This window comes from Nitratireductor sp. XY-223, assembly GCF_004959855.1.
Lineage (GTDB): Bacteria > Pseudomonadota > Alphaproteobacteria > Rhizobiales > Rhizobiaceae > Hoeflea_A.
This window is the reverse complement of sequence record NZ_SPNT01000002.1, coordinates 543,749-561,675: the sequence shown is the minus strand read 5'-3', so window position 1 is coordinate 561,675 and position 17,927 is coordinate 543,749. Positions and strand designations below refer to the sequence as shown.

General features: G+C 63.1%; 16 protein-coding genes. 8 read left to right on the top strand and 8 right to left on the bottom strand.

From position 1 onward, the window contains the following. Nucleotides 1-12: 12 nt before the first annotated feature. Genes E4M07_RS09245 through E4M07_RS09225 form a run of 5 tightly spaced genes read right to left on the bottom strand, consistent with a single transcriptional unit; the run spans nucleotide 13 to nucleotide 7,110 of the window. Entirely contained in the window at nucleotides 13-1,296 is a 1,284-nt protein-coding gene (locus E4M07_RS09245; protein ID WP_136658018.1) for an aminotransferase class III-fold pyridoxal phosphate-dependent enzyme, read from the bottom strand. A gap of 13 nt (nucleotides 1,297-1,309) precedes the next feature. Next, entirely contained in the window at nucleotides 1,310-2,413 is a 1,104-nt protein-coding gene (locus E4M07_RS09240; RefSeq protein WP_136658017.1) for an enolase C-terminal domain-like protein, read from the bottom strand. Further along, nucleotides 2,410-3,528, bottom strand: a complete 1,119-nt coding sequence (locus tag E4M07_RS09235) for a mandelate racemase/muconate lactonizing enzyme family protein (protein ID WP_136658016.1) — start codon at nucleotides 3,526-3,528, stop codon at nucleotides 2,410-2,412. Before E4M07_RS09235 ends, E4M07_RS09240 begins: the two co-directional genes overlap by 4 nt. A gap of 7 nt (nucleotides 3,529-3,535) precedes the next feature. Next, a complete protein-coding gene (locus E4M07_RS09230) occupies nucleotides 3,536-4,636 on the bottom strand; it encodes an alcohol dehydrogenase family protein (protein ID WP_246660396.1) in 1,101 nt (366 codons plus the stop codon). Next, complete coding sequence (locus tag E4M07_RS09225) at nucleotides 4,633-7,110, bottom strand: FAD-dependent oxidoreductase (protein ID WP_246660395.1); 2,478 nt, start codon at nucleotides 7,108-7,110, stop codon at nucleotides 4,633-4,635. The genes E4M07_RS09230 and E4M07_RS09225 overlap by 4 nt, the downstream gene beginning before the upstream one ends. 77 nt (nucleotides 7,111-7,187) lie before the next feature. On the opposite strand from E4M07_RS09225, the gene E4M07_RS09220 reads away from it, so the two are divergent. The 7 genes from E4M07_RS09220 to E4M07_RS09190 all read left to right on the top strand — a co-directional run bounded on the left by E4M07_RS09220 (nucleotide 7,188) and on the right by E4M07_RS09190 (nucleotide 12,916). Further along, entirely contained in the window at nucleotides 7,188-8,084 is an 897-nt protein-coding gene (locus tag E4M07_RS09220; protein WP_136658015.1) for a MurR/RpiR family transcriptional regulator, read from the top strand. Nucleotides 8,085-8,094: 10 nt separating this feature from the next. Next, nucleotides 8,095-9,186 carry an aromatic ring-hydroxylating dioxygenase subunit alpha gene (locus tag E4M07_RS09215; protein WP_136658014.1) on the top strand — a complete coding sequence of 364 codons (1,092 nt, stop codon included), beginning with the start codon at nucleotides 8,095-8,097 and terminating at the stop codon, nucleotides 9,184-9,186. After that, complete coding sequence (locus tag E4M07_RS09210) at nucleotides 9,179-10,636, top strand: aldehyde dehydrogenase family protein (protein ID WP_136658013.1); 1,458 nt, start codon at nucleotides 9,179-9,181, stop codon at nucleotides 10,634-10,636. Before E4M07_RS09215 ends, E4M07_RS09210 begins: the two co-directional genes overlap by 8 nt. Before the next feature lie 3 nt (nucleotides 10,637-10,639). Further along, nucleotides 10,640-11,020 (top strand): carboxymuconolactone decarboxylase family protein, encoded by a 381-nt coding sequence (locus E4M07_RS09205; protein WP_136658012.1) that lies wholly within the window; start codon nucleotides 10,640-10,642, stop codon nucleotides 11,018-11,020. Between the two features lie 85 nt (nucleotides 11,021-11,105). Further along, on the top strand, nucleotides 11,106-11,357 hold the full coding sequence (locus tag E4M07_RS09200) for a hypothetical protein (RefSeq protein WP_136658011.1): 252 nt from the start codon (nucleotides 11,106-11,108) through the stop codon (nucleotides 11,355-11,357). An 8-nt stretch (nucleotides 11,358-11,365) separates the two neighbouring features. Next, a complete protein-coding gene (gene pdxY, locus E4M07_RS09195) occupies nucleotides 11,366-12,274 on the top strand; it encodes a pyridoxal kinase PdxY (RefSeq protein WP_136658010.1) in 909 nt (302 codons plus the stop codon). Then, the gene (locus E4M07_RS09190) at nucleotides 12,275-12,916 is read left to right on the top strand and encodes a carbonic anhydrase (RefSeq protein ID WP_136658009.1); all 642 of its coding nucleotides are present in this window, start codon (nucleotides 12,275-12,277) and stop codon (nucleotides 12,914-12,916) included. 14 nt (nucleotides 12,917-12,930) lie between these two features. Here E4M07_RS09190 and E4M07_RS09185 read toward each other — a convergent pair whose 3' ends face one another. Further along, complete coding sequence (locus E4M07_RS09185) at nucleotides 12,931-13,944, bottom strand: aldo/keto reductase (protein ID WP_206057206.1); 1,014 nt, start codon at nucleotides 13,942-13,944, stop codon at nucleotides 12,931-12,933. Nucleotides 13,945-14,044: 100 nt separating this feature from the next. On the opposite strand from E4M07_RS09185, the gene E4M07_RS09180 reads away from it, so the two are divergent. Then, nucleotides 14,045-14,947: a LysR family transcriptional regulator gene (locus E4M07_RS09180; RefSeq protein WP_136658008.1), complete on the top strand. Its 903-nt coding sequence runs from the start codon at nucleotides 14,045-14,047 to the stop codon at nucleotides 14,945-14,947. Between the two features lie 306 nt (nucleotides 14,948-15,253). Here the strand turns inward: E4M07_RS09180 and E4M07_RS09175 are convergent, their stop codons facing one another. Both E4M07_RS09175 and E4M07_RS09170 read right to left on the bottom strand, forming a co-directional pair. Beyond that, the gene (locus E4M07_RS09175) at nucleotides 15,254-16,078 is read right to left on the bottom strand and encodes a lytic murein transglycosylase (RefSeq protein ID WP_136658007.1); all 825 of its coding nucleotides are present in this window, start codon (nucleotides 16,076-16,078) and stop codon (nucleotides 15,254-15,256) included. Between the two features lie 562 nt (nucleotides 16,079-16,640). Next, a complete protein-coding gene (locus tag E4M07_RS09170) occupies nucleotides 16,641-17,675 on the bottom strand; it encodes an aspartate-semialdehyde dehydrogenase (RefSeq protein WP_136658006.1) in 1,035 nt (344 codons plus the stop codon). Between the last annotated feature and the right edge of the window lie 252 nt (nucleotides 17,676-17,927).

Genomic DNA, 17,927 nt, shown 5'->3' with positions numbered 1-17,927 from the left:
AGGCCGCGAAATCTATGAAACCGGCTGCCGGCAAAGTTCGTAGGCGGCAAAGTCGATCGCATCGACGGTCTGCGCGATGTCCTCATCGCTCAGCGCCAGCGACGGGTAGAGCTTGCCGGGCGATTTGAAGATTCCCTTGGCCCGCAGCGCCGCGTTGAAGCGGGCATTGAGCCCGGCATCGGCGGCGAAGACGTCCCGGTAGTCGCGTACGTCCCTGGCGGTAAAGACCACGTCGAACAGGGTCGGATCGCCGACGATCCGGTGATCGACCCCGGCCTTTGTCAACGCCCCGGTCATGGCGGTCATCAGCGTCTCGCCACTCCGGCGCAGCCTGTCATAGGCACCGGGACGCCTGAGGATTTCCATCGTCTTCAGGCCGGCGACGGCGGCGACCGGGTTGCCGCTCAGCGTTCCGAGCTGCATCAGGAAACCTTCTTCGCCAACCCTCGACTTGTCGAAATGGGCCATGATGTCGGCATTGCCGGCGATCGCCGCCAGCGGAAAGCCGCCGCCGATCACCTTGCCGAGCGTGCACACGTCCGGCACCACGCCGTAAAGCGCCTGCGCGCCGCCATAGGCAAAGCGGAATCCGGTGACGATCTCGTCGAAGATGAGGACGATGCCATGCCGCGTGCACTCGTCCCTGAGCGCCTCCAGGAAGCCGGGCTGCGGGGGAATGATGCGCTGCAGCGGCTCGACGATGATCGCCGCGATTTCCCCTTCATGTTCCGCGATCAGCGAGCGCACGAAGTCGATGTCGTTGAATGGCGCGATCAGCATCGCGTCGCGCACGCTTGCAGGTATTCCGGCGGAATCGGGCACCGCGGTCGGAAAATTCGCGAGCCGCGTCGGCGCCAGGCTCATCTGCGCCTCCGCCGACATGCCGTGATAGCCGCCCTCGAACTTGATGATCCTGTCACGCCCCGTGAAGGCGCGGGCGAGGCGCATGGCATACATGTCCGCCTCGCCGCCGGACGATACGTAGCGCACCATTTCGGAACACGCCACGGCGCGGCAGATTTCCTCGGCGAGTTCAATGCCGCGCGCGTTGTTGGCGAAGAACGTCATGCCCTTGCCGAGCTGTTCCTCGACCGCGGCCAGCACCTCCGGGTGCCCGTGGCCGAGCAGCATCGGTCCCGAACCGATCAGGTAGTCGACATATTCATTGCCGTCCTCGTCCCAGACACGCGAACCCTTTCCTTCGCGGATAACGATGCCGGGATCGAAATTGCCGAAACCGCCGGCCGGGAGCACCGCCTCCGCGCGTTCGATCCATTCCTGCTGGGAAGTGCTCATGGGCCTTTCCTTTCTAGTCGTATTGCGCGGCGGGTGGGCCGAGCCGGTCCGGATCGGGTGCAACGCCGAGACCCGGACCCTCAGGGGGCGCGATGCGGCCCTCTCGCCGTTCCGGCCCGTCCGGCGCGAGGCGCGGCGCCACATAGCCGGAGAGATCGCAGACATTCATCACCGCCCGCGGGTCGGTCGCTGCGCCGAGGTGAAGCAGGGCTGCGGTCGCAATGTCCGATCCCCAGGTATCCTCAATGCACATCTGCGCGCCGAGGTGCAGGCAGAGATCGCGGGCGCGGCGGCTGGCGCCGATGCCGCCCATCTTGGAAAGCTTGATCGCCACCGCGTCCATGCATTGCAGGCGAGATGCCTTCAAGAGCGATTCCGTGTCATGCGCGCATTCGTCGATCTTCATCGGCAAGCCGGTCGCGGATTTGACCGCCGCACATTCTTCCAGCGTTGCGCAGGGCTGTTCGAGCATGATGTCGAGGTGCGATACGGCCCGCCCGACGCGGATGGCATCGAGCCGGCTGGCGCCGCAGTTCCAGTCTCCGTAGACGAGCGGACCGTCGCCGACGGCGGCGCGCACTTTGGAAAGGCGTTCGACATCCGCCTGCCAGTCGGCGTCGGCACCGAGCTTGACCTGGAACTGCCGGATGCCCTGCGCGTGGACATCCTGTGCGATCCGCGCCATTTCGTCGGGCGCGACACACGTGATCGAATGATAGAGCGGCAGGTCGCGCACCCGCCGGCCGCCGAGCAGCGCGTGAAGCGGCAGGCCGGCAGCTTTTCCGGTAATGTCCCATAGTGCGATATCGATCGGCGATTTGGCGTAAGGGTGACCGATCAGATGCGCGTCGAGCCGATCCATCACCGCTTCCGGTCCGACGGGGTCGCTGCCGATCAGGACGGGAGCCATGTTCTCGATGGCCGGCGCAATGCCGCCCGCATAGGCGGGCAGGTAGTGCGGGATCGGGCAGGCCTCGCCCCAGCCGTCGATGCCGGCATCGGTTTCGACCCGCACGACGACGGTCTCGACCGTTTCGCATTTCTTGCCTGCGGCCATGTTGTAGGCCGTGTGGCTTTCAAGTGGCACGCGCCAGATATTGATCCGGGTAATCCTCACCGCTGCACCTCGTATACGGCAACGGGATCTCCCAGAATCGCTTCGTCCGGATCGCAGCCTAGGCCCGGCGCGTCGCCGATGGTCATCATCCCGTCGATGCAGCGACAGCCCCGGTCCGGCGCAACATCGACCGTGAGCATGTCCTGGCAGGCCCAGCATGCTCGTATGAATTCCTGCGGGATGGATTGGGCGAGGTGCGCCGCCTCGGTGTCCGCGAGGACCGAACCGCCGGTCGCCATGACGAATATCTGAATGCCGTGGGCCAGGGCGACGTCGCGGATGCGCCGCGCCTTGGTCAGCCCGCCGACCCGGTTGAGCTTGATGCCGAAGACATCGGCAATGCCCTCGCGGGCGATTCTGCATGCGTCCTGCAGCGTCACCAGCGTTTCATCGACGCTGATCGGCGCCGTGGTCACCCTCCGGATCGCGGCGATGTCGTCGAGCGTTTCCCCCGGCTGCTCGAAGGTCACGCCGAGTTCAGCGACCGCGTTCATGACGATGGCGGCCTCCCGGCGGGTCCAGGCCCGGTTGACGTCGTAGAGAATGATTTCCTTGGGGCGGCGGCGTTCCTCAAGATACCGAATGCGCTCGATATCCCTTTCCGTATCGCTGCCGCCGACCTTGGCGGAGTGGGCGACATATCCCATCGCGCGGTAGCGCTCGATGATGCCCATCATGGTGTCGGGATCGCCGGAGGAGACCGAGGACGCCGCCGGCGTGCCGGTCTCGCGCCTGCCGCCCAGGAGATCGGCAATCGGCAGGCCGAAGGCCTTGCCCATGATATCCCAGCAGGCAAGGTCGATCGGCGCCTTGGCATAAAGGTGACCGGGAAGGCACAGATCCATGGCCCGCTCGACCAGTTCCACCTTGCGCGGATCGAGCCCGAGCACAGCCTTCGCCATGGTCTCGATGCCGGCGCGGATGCCCGGACCATGGGCCGGTACATAGGTGTGGCCCCACGGCGTGCCTTCACCCCAACCCGTCAGGCCCGCATCGGTTTCCAGTTTGACGAAGGTCGCGTCAAGCACCTCGAATTTCAGCCGTCCGCCGGACAGCCAGTAGGGATCGGCCAGTGGAAGGTCCTTCTGATAGACCGAGATGCGGGTGATCTTCATTGGTTAGTCAATCCATCGTCACGACGATGTTGCCGATGTGTTTCTTGTCGATGAAGGCCTGTTGGGCCTCATGCAGCCTTTCCAGCGGGAACGCTTCCGCGAGCACCGGCTTGACCTCGCCGCGCTCAATATAGCCGACCAGATCGCCAAAGGTGCCGGGCGGAACGACGGTCGCGCCGGTGAATGTCAGGTCGTGCAGGTAGAGCGTGCGCAGGTCGAGATCGACGATCGGGCCGGCGATCGCGCCCGAGCAGGTGTAGCGGCCGCCCCGTTCCAGCGCGTCGATCAGCGTCGGGAAATAGTCGCCGCCGACCACATCAGCGACGACGCTGACCGAGTCGCTGCCGATGACCCGCTTCAATTCGGATTTCAGGTTATCCGGTGCTCGGTCGAGGACAGCAGCGGGGCCAAGCGCCGCCACCTGGTCGTGCTTGGCCTTGCCGGCCATCGCGATCGTCCTTGCGCCGCGGCGGTTGGCAAGCTGGATGAGTGCCGATCCGACACCGCCGGAGGCACCGGGGATGAGAACCGTGTCGCCGGACACGACATTGGCGCGGTTGAGCATGTTTTCCGCCGTCACCCAGGAGGTCGCGAAGGTGGCCAGTTCAGCGTCACTCAAGGCGCAGTCGACCGGAAAGACGGCGCGCTCGACGATTCTAAGATAGTCGGCGAAACCGCCATCCATCTCAGATCCGAGATAGCGGCACTTGTTCATGTCGAGCGGATCGTCGGGATCGCGGATCCAGGTCTCCACCAAGACCCGCCTGCCAATCAGCGAAGCGTCCGCCCCGTCGCCGGCCGCGACCACCGTGCCGGCGACATCGGCGCCCTGGATGCGCGGAAAGACGATGGGCGATCCGCCCCAGGACGGGTCTTCCTCGCCCACTTCATCGAACCCGCCGCCGGTCGTCGCTTCGGTGACCGCTTTCGAGTACCAGCCGGTACGGGTGTTGACGTCGGTGTTGTTGAGGCCGCAGGCATGCACCTTGATCAGCACTTCGCCTGGTCGCGGCTGCGGCACCGGCCAGTCGGTGCGGTATTCGAGCTTGTCCATGTCGCCATGGCCCGTGAGGACAACGGCGCGCATGGTTTCGGGAATCGTCGTCATTCGGCCGCCTCCTCGACGGGTTTGTCGGTTGTGGGGAGCAGGTTCTGCGGATCATAAGCCGGCTCATCAAGCACAGTCGCGTCCCGTGGACTCCCGGCAATCAACACGCTCAACCGGGTGCCCGGCCTTGCGGCGTGGGGTTTGATATAGGCAAAGGCGAGGATCGTTCCGGTCGTGTGCCCATAGGCCACCGACGCGGTCGATCCGACGACGGCACCGTCAAGCAGAACCGCCTCGCCGCCGTGCCCGTCCTCGACGCCGTCCGGTTCGATCGAAAGATAGGCGCAGATCCAGGGCAGTTCGCCGTTCAGGCTCGCTTCCGTCTCCTCTTTGCCGACAAAGGATCCCTTGTCCAGCTTGACGAAGCGCATCACGTCGGCTTCCGGCAGCGTCACCTCGTTGGTGAGTTCGCCGGCGCCCTTGAACATTTTCTCCATCCGCATGGCATTCATCGCGAAGGAGCCGTAATCGGCGATGCCGTAAGCCTCACCCGCCGCCCAGAGCGCATCATAGACGTCGAGCATCGATTCGCGCGGGCCGTGGATTTCCCAACCGAGCTCGCCGCAATAGGACATGCGGAACGCCCACATGGCATGCCCGGCAATGGTGATCTGCCGGCCCGAAAGCCAGCGGAAACCGGCATTGTCGAGGGCCGCATCCGTATTGGCGGAAAGCACCGCCCGCGATTGCGGTCCCTGCAGGGCGATCGCCGCCCAGTCGTCAGAGCGTTTGGTGATGGTGACCGACTCGTTCTCGCGGTGCCGGTCCAGGTGATCGAGAAGCCGCTGCTCGAAAAACGCGGCGCAGACGAGATAGTAGCGATCCTGTTCCAGCCGGACGACCGTCAGCTCGATCTCGATACGGCCCCGCCGGTTGAGTAGGTGCGTCAGGGCAATGCTCCCGACCTTCTGCGGCAGCCGGTTGGCGACCAGGCGGTCGAGAAGGCTTTCCGCATCGGGGCCGCTGACCTCCACCTTCGTGAAGGCGGATATGTCCATGATGCCGACATGATTGCGCACCGCCCGCACCTCGGCGCCGACCATGTCGTGAACGACGTTGCGGCGGAAGGAATAGTGGTCCTCCCGCGCCACGCCGTCTTTCGCGAACCAGCGCGGGCGCTCGTGGCCGTAGACCTCCTCGAATACGGCGCCCTTCTGTTTCAGCCGTTCATAGAGCGGGCTCGGCTTCACCGGGCGCCCGGCCAGCCGGTTGAAATGCGGGAACGGGATTTCGTGGCGCAGGCAGTAATCCTCCCGTGCCTTGACGATCTGCCAGTCCTTGTCGGCATAGGCGCCGAACCGCCGCGGATCGTATTCGCGCATCGATATATCGGCGGCGCCGTGCACCATCCAGCGCGCCAGCTCCCGCGTCAGCCCCGGTCCCCAGCCGATGCCGATCTGCGTGCCGCAGCAGCACCAGTAATTCTTGACGCCGGGCGCCGGCCCGATCAGCGGGTTGCCGTCCGGCGGATGCGAGATCGCCCCGTGCACGACGCGCTTGATGCCGAGCTCCGCAAAGACCGGCATGCGGACCATGGCATTCTCCAGCCATGGCATGATGCGCTCGTAATCGGCATCGAACAGCTCGTTTTCCGCCTCCCAGGGACAATGATCCTCCCAGACCGTGTTGGGATTTGCCTTCTCGTAGATCCCGATCAGCCCGGATTTCTGCTCCATGCGGATATAGCCGGAGACCAGTGCGTCGTCCCTTATCACCGGCAATTCATGGCCGAGGTCTTTGAATTCAGGTACCGTTTCGGTTACGAAATAATGGTGCGTCATGGAAGTCGTCGGTATTTGCAGCTCGCTCCACGCGCCCATCTGGCGCGCATAGGTGCCGCCGGCATTGACCACGTGCTCGCAGGTGATGTCGCCGCGCTCCGTCGAAACCTTCCATTCGCCCGTCGGCAATTGCTTGATGTCGGTCGCCCGGCAGCGGCGGATGATGCGTGCGCCGAGTTGCCGCGCGCCGGCCGCCAGCGCCTGGGTGATGCCGGACGGATCGGCATGGCCGTCATCGGGCGTGTGCAGTGCGCCGATGACGCCGTCGAGATTGTAGAACGGGTGCAGTTCGGCCACGCGGTCCCTGCCGACGATCTCGATATTGAAGCCGAGCGACCGGCCGACGCTCAGCGTGTGGCGCAGCCAGTCCATCTCGTCTTGCGAATAGGCGAGCCGGAACGAGCCGCAGCCGTGCCAGGTGACCGACTGCCCGGTCTCCGCCTCCAGCCCGCCGGAATAAAGGCCGATATTGTAGTCGACGCATTTACCGAGCCCGAAACTCGACGTCGAGTGGGTGATCTGGCCCGCCGCGTGCCACGTCGAGCCGGAGGTCAGCTCGGATTTTTCCAGAAGCACCACATCCGTCCAGCCCTCATGGGCAAGATGATAGGCCAGGCCGCAGCCCATGATGCCGCCGCCGACAATGACGACACGCGCCGCAGACGGCACAGATCCCTTGTTTTCCTCGGTCACCGTATTTTCCCATGCATGGCGAACAAATGTGTGGACAGGCTAATCGTACAAATGTACTTTCGTCAACCATGAATAACATGATTGTACCAAACTGTGCCGTAACGGCGCCCCAGGACGTTCTTGAGGCGCTCGCCGAAACACTCGGCGACATGACGCCGGAGGTCCGCAAGGCGGCGTCCTATGTGCTTGAAAACCCGAACGATGTAAGCGTTTCATCGATCCGCGAGATCGCCGATGCCGCGCGCGTCAAGCCCAACACATTCGTGCGCATGGCCCGGACGGTCGGCTTCGACGGTTACGAAGATTTCCGCGAGCCTTTCCGCCAGGAAATCCGGCGCGGCGGCATCAGCTTTCCGGACCGCGCCCGCTGGCTGCAGTCCCTGGCAAGGGGCGGCAAGCTGTCGAAGCTCTATGCGGACATGGCTTCGAGCGCCATCCGCAACATCGAGGAGACCTTTGCCGCGACAAGTGACGAGGCCATGAAGGCCGCGGCGGATGCCATCGTCGCGGCGCGCCGGACCTTCGTTCTCGGTGTCGGCGTCAACAGCTCGAACGCCCGCAACTTCACCTATCTCGCCGACATGGCGGTTGACACGATCGAGGCGATACCGCGCCCCGGAAGCGTCGCGATCGATGACCTTGCACGCGCCGCTTCCGGCGACGTGCTGATCGCAATTACCTGCAAACCCTACCGCTCGGAGGTGGTCGAGGCCGTGGAACTTGCCCGCGAGCAGGGATTGACCATCATCGCCATCTCCGACAGCCCGGCCTCGCCGATCGTCATAGCGAGCGATCACGCGTTTATCGTCACCGCCGACACGCCGCAGTTCTTTCCGTCCTCCGTATCGACCATCGCATTGCTCGAAGCGCTGATGGCCTTCGTCATCGCCGATGCGGAGCCGGACGTGATTTCCAACATCGAACGGTTCCACGAGCGCCGTCACGCGCTCGGGATATACGCCGCAGAGGAATGAGGGAACGCCGATGACCGCGCCCGTAGACCTGGTCCGCTCGCTGGACGCCCGCTTCTACACCGATCCGGAGATATTCCGGATCGAGCAAAACGGCCTGATCGCGCGGACATGGCAATTTGCCGGCCATGTCGCGCAGCTCAAGGAACCGGGCGCCTATTTCACCTTCGAGATCGCCGGCCAGAGCCTGTTCTGCATCCGCGATAAGGCGGGCGAGATTCGCGCCTTCTATAATGTGTGCCAGCACCGGGCGCACGAACTGGTCAGCGGAACCGGCCATGCCGGGCTGATCGTCTGCCCATACCATGCCTGGACCTATGAGCTGACCGGCAAGCTGCGCTCCGGCCCCAATATCAAGGCGGTTCCCGGTTTCGACAGGAACGCGATATGCCTGACATCCGTCCGGGTCGAGGAGTTCTGCGGCTTTCTCTTCGTCAATCTCGATCCGGACGCGGAGCCGATGGACGTATGGTTTCCGGGCGTCAGGCAGGAATTGGCGGCCTTTGTTCCGGACCATGCGGACCTGGAGCCACTGCAGTGGGTCGAGATTCCGGAGAACTGCAACTGGAAGGTCTCCGTCGAGAACTACTCGGAGTGCTACCACTGCAAGATCAATCACCCGACATTCGCGACCGGGATCATCAAGCCGGAGACCTACGACATCCAGCCGCAGGGCTACTGCCTGCGCCACACCACGGAATGCCAGAACCTGGAAAGCATGAGCTATCCCGTCGACCTCGACGCCAATGCGCACGCCGGCGACTATTCATCCTGGTACCTGTGGCCGATGTTTTCCTTCCAGGTCTATCCCGGGAATGTCCTCAACACCTATCACTGGCGCGCCGTTGACGCAGATCATGTGGTTGTATGGCGGGGCTGGTACAGCATCGGCGGCCTCGACAACGATATTGTCAGCAGGCTTGCCGCCCAGGATCGCGGAACCACCGTCGAGGAGGACATTCATCTCGTCGAATCGGTGCAGCGGGGCATGAAGAGCCGCGGCTATCGCCCGGGGCCGCTCGTGCTCGATCCAACCTGCGGCGTCAATTCCGAGCACTCGGTGCATGTGCTGCAGCAATGGATGAGAGAAGCGGTCGATGGTTGAAGTAGCGCCCTATTGGCAGAACTATATTGACGGGAGCTTTGCAGACGGCGGTGCCGGGCGCCTTGCGGTCGACGATCCGGGCACCGGTGAGGCGCTGGCGGAACAGGCGCTGGCCGACGCGGGCGACGTCGATCGCGCCGTCGCAGCGGCAAGGCGGTGCCACGAGAGCGGCGCGCTGCGCGATCTGCGGCCGGTTGAACGCGGCCGACTGGTTCGGGCAATGGGCGACTACCTCCTTGAAAAAATAGACGAAATTGCGCCGATCCTGACGCTTGAATCCGGCAAGCCCCTGTGGGAAGCTCGGATCGAGATCGAGGGCGCGGCACGCTATTTCGAATATTACGGCAACCAGGCCGAGACGCTTGAAGGCCGGTCGATCCCGCTTGGCGCCGGTTATTTCGACTTCACGGTGCTGGAGCCCTATGGCGTTTCCGCGCAGATCATCCCGTGGAACTATCCGCTGGAAATGACCGCGCGCTCGCTGTCGGCGGCGCTTGCTACCGGCAATGCCTGCGTGATCAAGACGCCGGAGCTCGACCCTCTGACCAACCGCTATTTCGCTTTGGCCGCCGAGGCGGCCGGGCTGCCGCGCGGCGCGGTCAACATCCTTTGCGGCCACGGTCACGAGGCCGGCGCCGCCCTTTCGGCCCATCCCGGCGTCAACCAGATCGTCTTTACCGGATCCGTGCCGACCGGCACCGCGATTGCCGGGGCGGCGGCGAAAAACGTGGTGCCCTGCGTTTTGGAACTCGGCGGCAAATCGGCGGCCATCGTCCATGACGATGCCGATATCGACACCTTCATGGGCGATGTGCGCTGGGGCATCTATTTCAATGCCGGCCAGGTCTGTTCGGCAATGTCCCGCGTCATCGTCCACGAGAGCATCCACGACCGCGTCGTCGAGGGTATCGTCTCGCTGGCAAGGGATCTTTCCGTCGGGCCCGGCATCGAGCGGCCCGACTTCGGCGCCAATATGGGCGCTATGGTCTCCGAACGCCAGCGCGACCGCGCCGCCGAAATGTGCTCTGCCGCGCAGCGCGAGGGCGCCGTCACTGCGACGGGTGGCCGTCCGCTGAACCGGCCCGGCTGGTTCCTCGAGCCGACGGTGCTGACGAATGTGACACCCGACATGGCGATCGCCAATGACGAGGTTTTCGGCCCGGTCCTTTCCGTGTTGAAGTTCTCCCGCGACGACGAGGCGATCGCCATCGCCAATGGCACGCCATACGGGCTGGTCGGCGGCGTCTTTACCGGCGATCTCGACCGAGCGACGCGCGCCGCAAAGCAAATCCGCGCCGGGCAGGTCTTCGTCAACGAATGGTATGCTGGCGGCGTCGAGACCCCTTTCGGCGGCTACGGCAGGTCCGGTTACGGGCGCGAAAAGGGGCGCGAGGCGCTGTTGAACTACGTGCAGACAAAGAATGTCGCGATCAGGCTGGGAGCGAATTAGGCAATGGACAAGGACCGCTTTGAAAGGGGACTGGCGCAGCGCAAGGCAACGCTCGGCCCAGAATATGTGGAGAAGAACCTGGCGGCCGCCGACGATTTCACCCGCCCCTTTCAGGAGGCGATGACCGAATGGTGCTGGGGCTTCGGCTGGGGAGACGAGGTCATCGACCTGAAGACGCGGTCGATGATGAACCTGGCGATGATCGGCGCGCTCGGCAAGATGCAGGAATGGGAGACCCATTGCCGCGGCGCCCGCAACAACGGCGTTTCCGTCGAGGAAATCCGCGCCATCATCCATGTCGTCGGCATCTATTGCGGCGTGCCGCAGGCGCTGGAGTGCTTCCGCGTGGCGCGCAAGGTCCTGGAAGAAGAAGGCGCGCTTTGATCGCCGTGCTTTGCCCGTTTCAATTCCGGCGCTGTTGCTTTGGTGCGTTTCATGGCTAGATTGACCCGGAATAAGGGTTGAGACCATGCCGGACCACGATGACCAGAAGGCCCGCGACGCAAAGCGCGACCTGGACAGGCTGCGCGAAGAAGGCGGCCTTTTGAACGCGCCGAAGATGAAGCCGAAATCCAAGACGGTCAAAGGACATTTCATGGCCGAAGATGTCGACCAGTCGGATCGCATCGAGGTCTGGGGAAGCCGCATCGGTCGCATTCTTTCCTTGATCGCCGTATTCATTCTGATTATCTGGTTGGTGAATTTCCTGCAGCGCAACTGAGAGATCCCATGTCCGACAGTCAATTGCAGACGCCGGACCGTCAGGCTGTTCTGGTGATCTCCAGCCACGTCGTGCGCGGTTCGGTGGGCAACAGGGCGGTGGTTTTCGCGCTGGAAACCCTGGGTCATCCGGTTTGGGCACTGCCGACGATTGTTCTGCCCTGGCACCCCGGGCACGGGCCGGCGACCCGCTCGACGCTGCCGGCGGAGGCGTTTTCCGCGATCATCGACGATCTTTGCCGCGCGCCGTGGCTGGCGGAGGTGGGCGCCGTGCTTTCCGGCTATCTCGGCGACGCCGCACAGGCGGCAGGTATCGCCCGGCTGGTCGCCGCCGTCCGGGAAAAGAACCCCGAAGCGCTCTATCTTTGCGATCCGGTCATCGGCGACAAGGGCGGATTGTACGTGCCCGAGGAAACAGCCCGGGCCGTGCGGGACGAACTCATCCCGGCCGCTTCTGTGGCAACGCCAAACCGTCACGAACTGGAATGGATGGCCGGCACCGCCCTGTCAGACAATGCGGACATAATCAATGCGGCCCGTTCGCTCGGACCGGAGCGGGTCCTCGTCACCACCGCCGTTCCCATGATGGCGAACAGCACCGGTAACCTCCTGGTCACGAACGCAGACGCCCTTTTGGCCGAGCACCAGGAGATCCCCGATCCGCCGAACGGGCCGGGCGATCTTCTGTCGGCGCTGTTCCTTTCCCGTCTCATGGACGGCAGCGGCGACGAGCGGGCGCTTCAGAAGGCGACAGCCTCCGTGTTCGAGATGCTGGCGCGCACGGCGAAACACGGCGCCGACGAACTGACGCTCGAGCGCGAGGCTGCCAGCCTGGTTCGGCCGTTCGCGCTGGTGCAGATGCGCCACCTGGCGAGACCGCCGGGCCGGCCGGAGACAAAGAACAAGGAAAAGACCTAGATGAGCGCGTTTCCCGACCGGCTGCTCGCCGGTTATGACCGATTCATGAACGGCCGGTACGACGAGGAGCGCGAGCGCTACCGCGAACTGGCGGAAAAGGGCCAGAAGCCACAAACGCTGGTGATTGCCTGTTGCGATTCGCGCGCCGCGCCGGAAACGATCTTCAACAGCGGCCCGGGCGAGCTGTTTGTCGTCCGCAATGTCGCCAATCTCGTTCCGCCCTATGCGCCGGACGGTGAGTTCCACTCGACCTCCGCGGCGCTCGAATTCGCCGTCCAGTCCCTGCGCGTCCGCGATATCGTCGTCATGGGACACGGCCGCTGCGGCGGCATATCGGCGGCGCTCGACCCGAATGCCGAACCACTCTCGCCGGGCGACTTCATCGGCCGCTGGATGAGCCTGCTGACGCCCGTCAGCTCCGAAATCCAGCAAAACACGCTTTTGACCCCCGGCGAGCGTCAGACCGCGCTGGAGCGGATTTCCATCCGCAACTCCATCGCAAATCTGCGCACTTTCCCTTGTGTGAAGATTCTCGAAGACAAGGGAAAGCTCAACCTGCACGGCGCCTGGTTCGACATCTCCACGGGCGAATTGTGGGTGATGAATGACGCCACCGGGGACTTTTCCCGACCCGGCCGGTAGCGTCCTGATCCACTTCAAGACCGCTCGAGGATCGTGTCGATCGCCGCCACCTGGTCGGCCGAAAGCGGGCCGAATTCGATCGCGCCGAGGTTCTCCCGCGCCTGCTCTTCGTTGCGGATTCCGGGGATCGGAATCACGCGATCGCCCTGTGCCCAGATCCATGCAAGCGCTCCCTGGACCAGAGTCCGGCCGTCGCTCCTGAGGATCTCCCGGATGGATTCGAGGCGGTCCGTCCAGGTCCGATTCGCACCTCCACTCTTCAGAAAATAGCGCTGCCAGTCCGGCCCGGCCGAGCGGATATCGTTCTCCGGAAGACGGCTTTCAGGTGTGTATTTTCCACTCAGCAGACCCATCGCAAGGGGCAATCTGATGAGCGCCGCGAAGCGGTTTTCACGACAGATTTCGAGCATCTCCGGCGCCGGCTGAAAGACGTTCATATTGAACTGCGCGACGGTTGCGCCGCCATAACCGCTCCAGCTCCCGGCGCGGTCCGGATCGTCGGTGCTCCATCCGAAGGAGCGTATCTTGCCTTCCTCGCGCAGCAATTCCAGGACCTCCGCGACACCCTGTGCGGCGTCGATTTCAAGGTCGGATATATGCAACTGATAGAGGTCTATCACATCGGTTTGCAACCGGCGTAGCGAGGCCTCGCAGGCATCCCTGATGAAGCGCTCGGACCATTGTTGACCAATCAGTTCCTTACGGTCCTCGTCGATGACATTGCCGAATTTCGTCGCCAGGAAAACCCGGTCGCGGCGACCCTTGATCGCCCGCCCGATGACCCTCTCGCAGTGGCCCGCACCGTAGGCATCGGCCGTGTCGATCAGCTTTGCACCGCATTCCATGGCGCAGTGTATGGCGCGAATCGAGACCGAATCCTCGGCATTTCCGTATCCGATGGGCGTTCCCTTCGGGAGCACCCATTTTTCACCACTGAAAAATGGACCGCCGAGCGCCCAGGTTCCGATTCCCATGGTTCCGACCATGGAGTTGCCAATCCCTATCTGTTTGTTTTTTAACGTATTCATGGTATATGCTCCGAAATAGGGTTCAATAAGTCGTATATCGCTATGAGAAATAATCGATATTCTTCCGTCGAAAAACACCCAAGATTGAAAGACGTTTTTCATGAATGAAAGGTGGAAATGGGAGGATCTGAGACTGTTCATCGCTGTTGCCAGGGGCGGCGGATTGTCGGCGGCGGCCCACGCGACGCAGGTCAGCCCGCCGACTCTCGGACGCCGCGTGCTGGCGCTCGAGCGGGCGCTCGGCCTGGAGCTCTTCCACCGCAGCAAGGACGGCTATTCACTGACCACGGCGGGCGTCGAACTGCTCGAATATGCGGAGGGTCTTGAGGCGGAGGCGGCCCGAATCGACCGCTGGCGCGACAAGGCCGAACGCACCCACAAGGTTCGCATCGCGGTCGGATTCTGGACCGGGCTTTTCCTCGCCCACAAGATCTCGGAACTGCGTCCGCAGGACGAGCATGTCGACCTCGCGCTGATCACCGGCGTCGAGGACATCGACCTGCAAAGACGCCAGGCCAATATCGGACTGCGCAACCGCCGGCCGGAAAATCTCGGCCTCGCCGGCCAGCGTCTGAACCGGGTCGAGTTCGCCATCTATGGCGACACGGATTACGTCGCCGGTCATCCCGCGGCAAAGACGCGGCGACGCTACTGGGATTGCGACTGGATCACCATGGTCCACGCCGGCACCAAGCCGCCATCGTCGGCCTGGCTCGAGCGTCACCTGGAACGGGACGCCGTCCTTGCCTGCAACTCGCCGGCGGCGCTGATGGCGGCGGTGACGACCGGGACCGGCCTTGCCGTCCTCCCCTGTTTCATCGGCGACGCCTCGCCGCGGCTCGTGCGCTGCGACGATCCGGTATCGGAACTGTCGCACGACCAGTGGCTGGTCAGCCACGACGACGACCGCCATGAGCCGCACATCGCCAAGGTGATCGAAAACACCGCCCAGCTGATCCGCCGGCACCGGCGTCTTTTCGAGGGACAGGCCGTCACGGGGTAGACCGCAATTCAGATACAGGCAATGTTCGGCCGTTTGTCACGCGACCGAACGCAATTTGTGGTCACACGGCGGACTGCCCCGCGCCTGGCGCCGGTCACCGTGCACCTGCAGCGCCGGACCGCCGCCCGCGGCAGCGCTAGGTGGGGGATGACGGATATTCGCCACCCGGCAGCAGAAACGGACGGAAGGGCTACGCAGTGCCGATTTCAGCATGCGAAAGGGCTCTGAGGCGCCCAAAGCCCGGCCAGACGGCCGCAAACACGGCCGTTGAGACCGATACGGAGCGCGAAAATGCGTGATAAGGGCCTAGCTGTCGATCTGCAGCGCGATGATCGCGATTGCCTGCTGGTAGACGCTGGCGGCGTTCCAGGCCTGAATGGCGCGGAAATTGGACTGGCCCGGCTGATAGCCGCGCCCGCGCTTCCAGCCTTTGGCGCGCAGGTAATTGGCGGTCGACGCAAGCGCGTCCGTGCGCGAGCCCACGAGGTCGCGCCGGCCGTTTCCGTCGCCGTCGACCGCATAGCGGATATAGCTCGTCGGCAGGAACTGCGTATGACCGAGCTCACCGTGGCCTGCGCCGCGCATCTGGCTGCGCGAAAGCTGTCCCTGCTGGATGATGGTCATTGCCGCATAGAGCTCGTTTGTGAAGAATTTCGAGCGTCGGCAGTCGTATGCAAGCGTCGCCAGCGCCGAAATCGTGTCCTGGCTGCCCATATAGCCGCCGAAACCCGTTTCCATGCCCCAGATGGCCAGTATGACGCCTGGCGGCACGCCGTAGCGGCGTTCGAGCGAGTCAAACAGCCGTTTGTGCCGCTTTTTCAGCTGCTTGCCGCGGCTCACAATGGCGTTTGCGCCGCGTTTGCGCATGAACTGGTTCAGCGAGAGCTTGAAACTTGTCTGATTTCGGTCGAGCCGGATGGTTTTCGTCGCGTAGCGGACATTGCCGAGCGTCGCGTTGATGGTGCGCTGGCTGAATCCCTTGCGCGCCGCCTCTTTCTTGGTCGCCTCGACCCATTGGGCGAACCCGGCGGACGTGTTGCCGCACTTCGCGGCCCAGGCGGACGGCACAGCAACCGCCAACGCAATCAGGGCCAGCAAGACACCAATCACGGCATTCACCAAGCGCTGCATCACCAATCGGTCCCCCGTTTCAAATTGATGGTCAGTACCAAAGATCCGTATATTGCCTGTTTTCAGACTATCCAAAGAATAGAACATCTTTGCACAGGTTTGAACTTGTATTTTTCCGGCAGTATCCGATTTTGCCGGCTTCCTGCGAAATTACTCCCCGAAAATACTGGAACATCATCGACGCAAAGTCGTTTCGCTAGCGAAACATGAATAATTGTCACGTTTTGGCACCGGGGCCGCGAACAATGCCTTTTTGAGCAAACGCTATATGAATAGTCGGCTTAGTTACGGAATACACCTAAAAACAAGGGATGATAACGGGTGCGAAACGAAATTTGACTGGCGATGTTTCGGACTCGATCCGATAAATCGGCGCTACAGGGACAGTGGAATTCCGCTATGTGAGACGATTGGAACTCCCCGTTGAAGCAGAATAGGCGCAAGAAAATTGTCCTGGCATAGGGCGTTGATCGCGGGGAATGGAGGGCTGGAACCGGGCACGGCGAATGACGACAGGCCGGAAATCCGGCCTGTCGTGCAGCGTGTTACGGGTTCGGAACGGTCAGGCAGCCTGGCTTTTCGCCTGGATCAGCCCGCGCGCGATCAGCAGTTCGGCGATCTGGATGGCGTTGAGTGCCGCACCCTTCCTCAGATTGTCCGAAACCACCCAGATGTTGAGGCCGTGTTCCACCGTCGCATCCTCGCGGATGCGCGAAATATAGGTGGCGTCCTCGCCGGCGCATTCGTGCGGCGTCACATAACCGCCGTCCTCGGTCTTGTCGACGACGAGGCAACCCGGCGCCTCGCGCAGGATGTCGCGGGCCTGGTCCGCGGTGATTTCCCGCTCGAACTCGATATTGACCGCTTCGGAGTGACCGATGAAGACCGGCACCCGCACAGCCGTGCAGGTCACCTTGATCTTCGGATCGATCATCTTCTTCGTCTCGGCAAGCACCTTCCATTCTTCCTTGGTGTAGCCGTCCTCCATGAAGACGTCGCAATGCGGAATGACATTGAAGGCGATGCGCTTGGTGTAGACGCTTTTCTCCACCGGGTCGTTGACAAAGACGGCGCGCGTCTGGTTGAACAGCTCGTCCATGCCGTCCTTGCCGCTGCCGGAGACCGACTGATAGGTGGAAACCACGATCCGCTTGATGCCGGCGGCATCATGCAGCGGCTTCAGCGCGACGACCAGCTGTGCCGTCGAGCAGTTCGGGTTGGCGATGATGTTCTTCTTGGTGAAATCGGCGACCGCGTCGGCATTGACCTCCGGCACGATCAGCGGAACGTCCGCGTGGTAGCGCCAGGCCGACGAGTTGTCGATGACGACGCAGCCCTGCTCGCCGATTTTCGGCGACCACTTTTCGGAAACGGATCCGCCCGCCGACATCAGGCAGATATCCGTGGTCGAAAAATCGTGGTTCTCCAGGTTCTTCACCGTCAGCGTCCGGTCGCCGTAGGACACTTCCTTGCCCACGGACCGGCTGGATGCGAGCGGAATGATCTCGTCGGCGGGAAAGTCCCGTTCCGACAGGATCTCCAGCATTTCCCGGCCCACATTCCCGGTGGCGCCGGCGATAGCTACACGAAATCCCATTGCGATAGTTCTCCTGTCTCTCTTCCTGTCTGCAACCCGCCGGCCGGTGCGGGTCCTCTCCCCGGCTGGACCGGGAAGAGCGCGGACAAGCCAGAGACGTCAGACCGTTTTGGTCGTCTTCGTGGCCGTGAATTTGGCAAAACGGATGCGCGCGCAAAGGCCGCCGGCAGGGTCTGCCGCGGATATGCCGGTGCGCCGATGGTTCATTGCGTTGTGCATGTTTCTTTCCGTTTCGCTGGGCGTTTTACATTG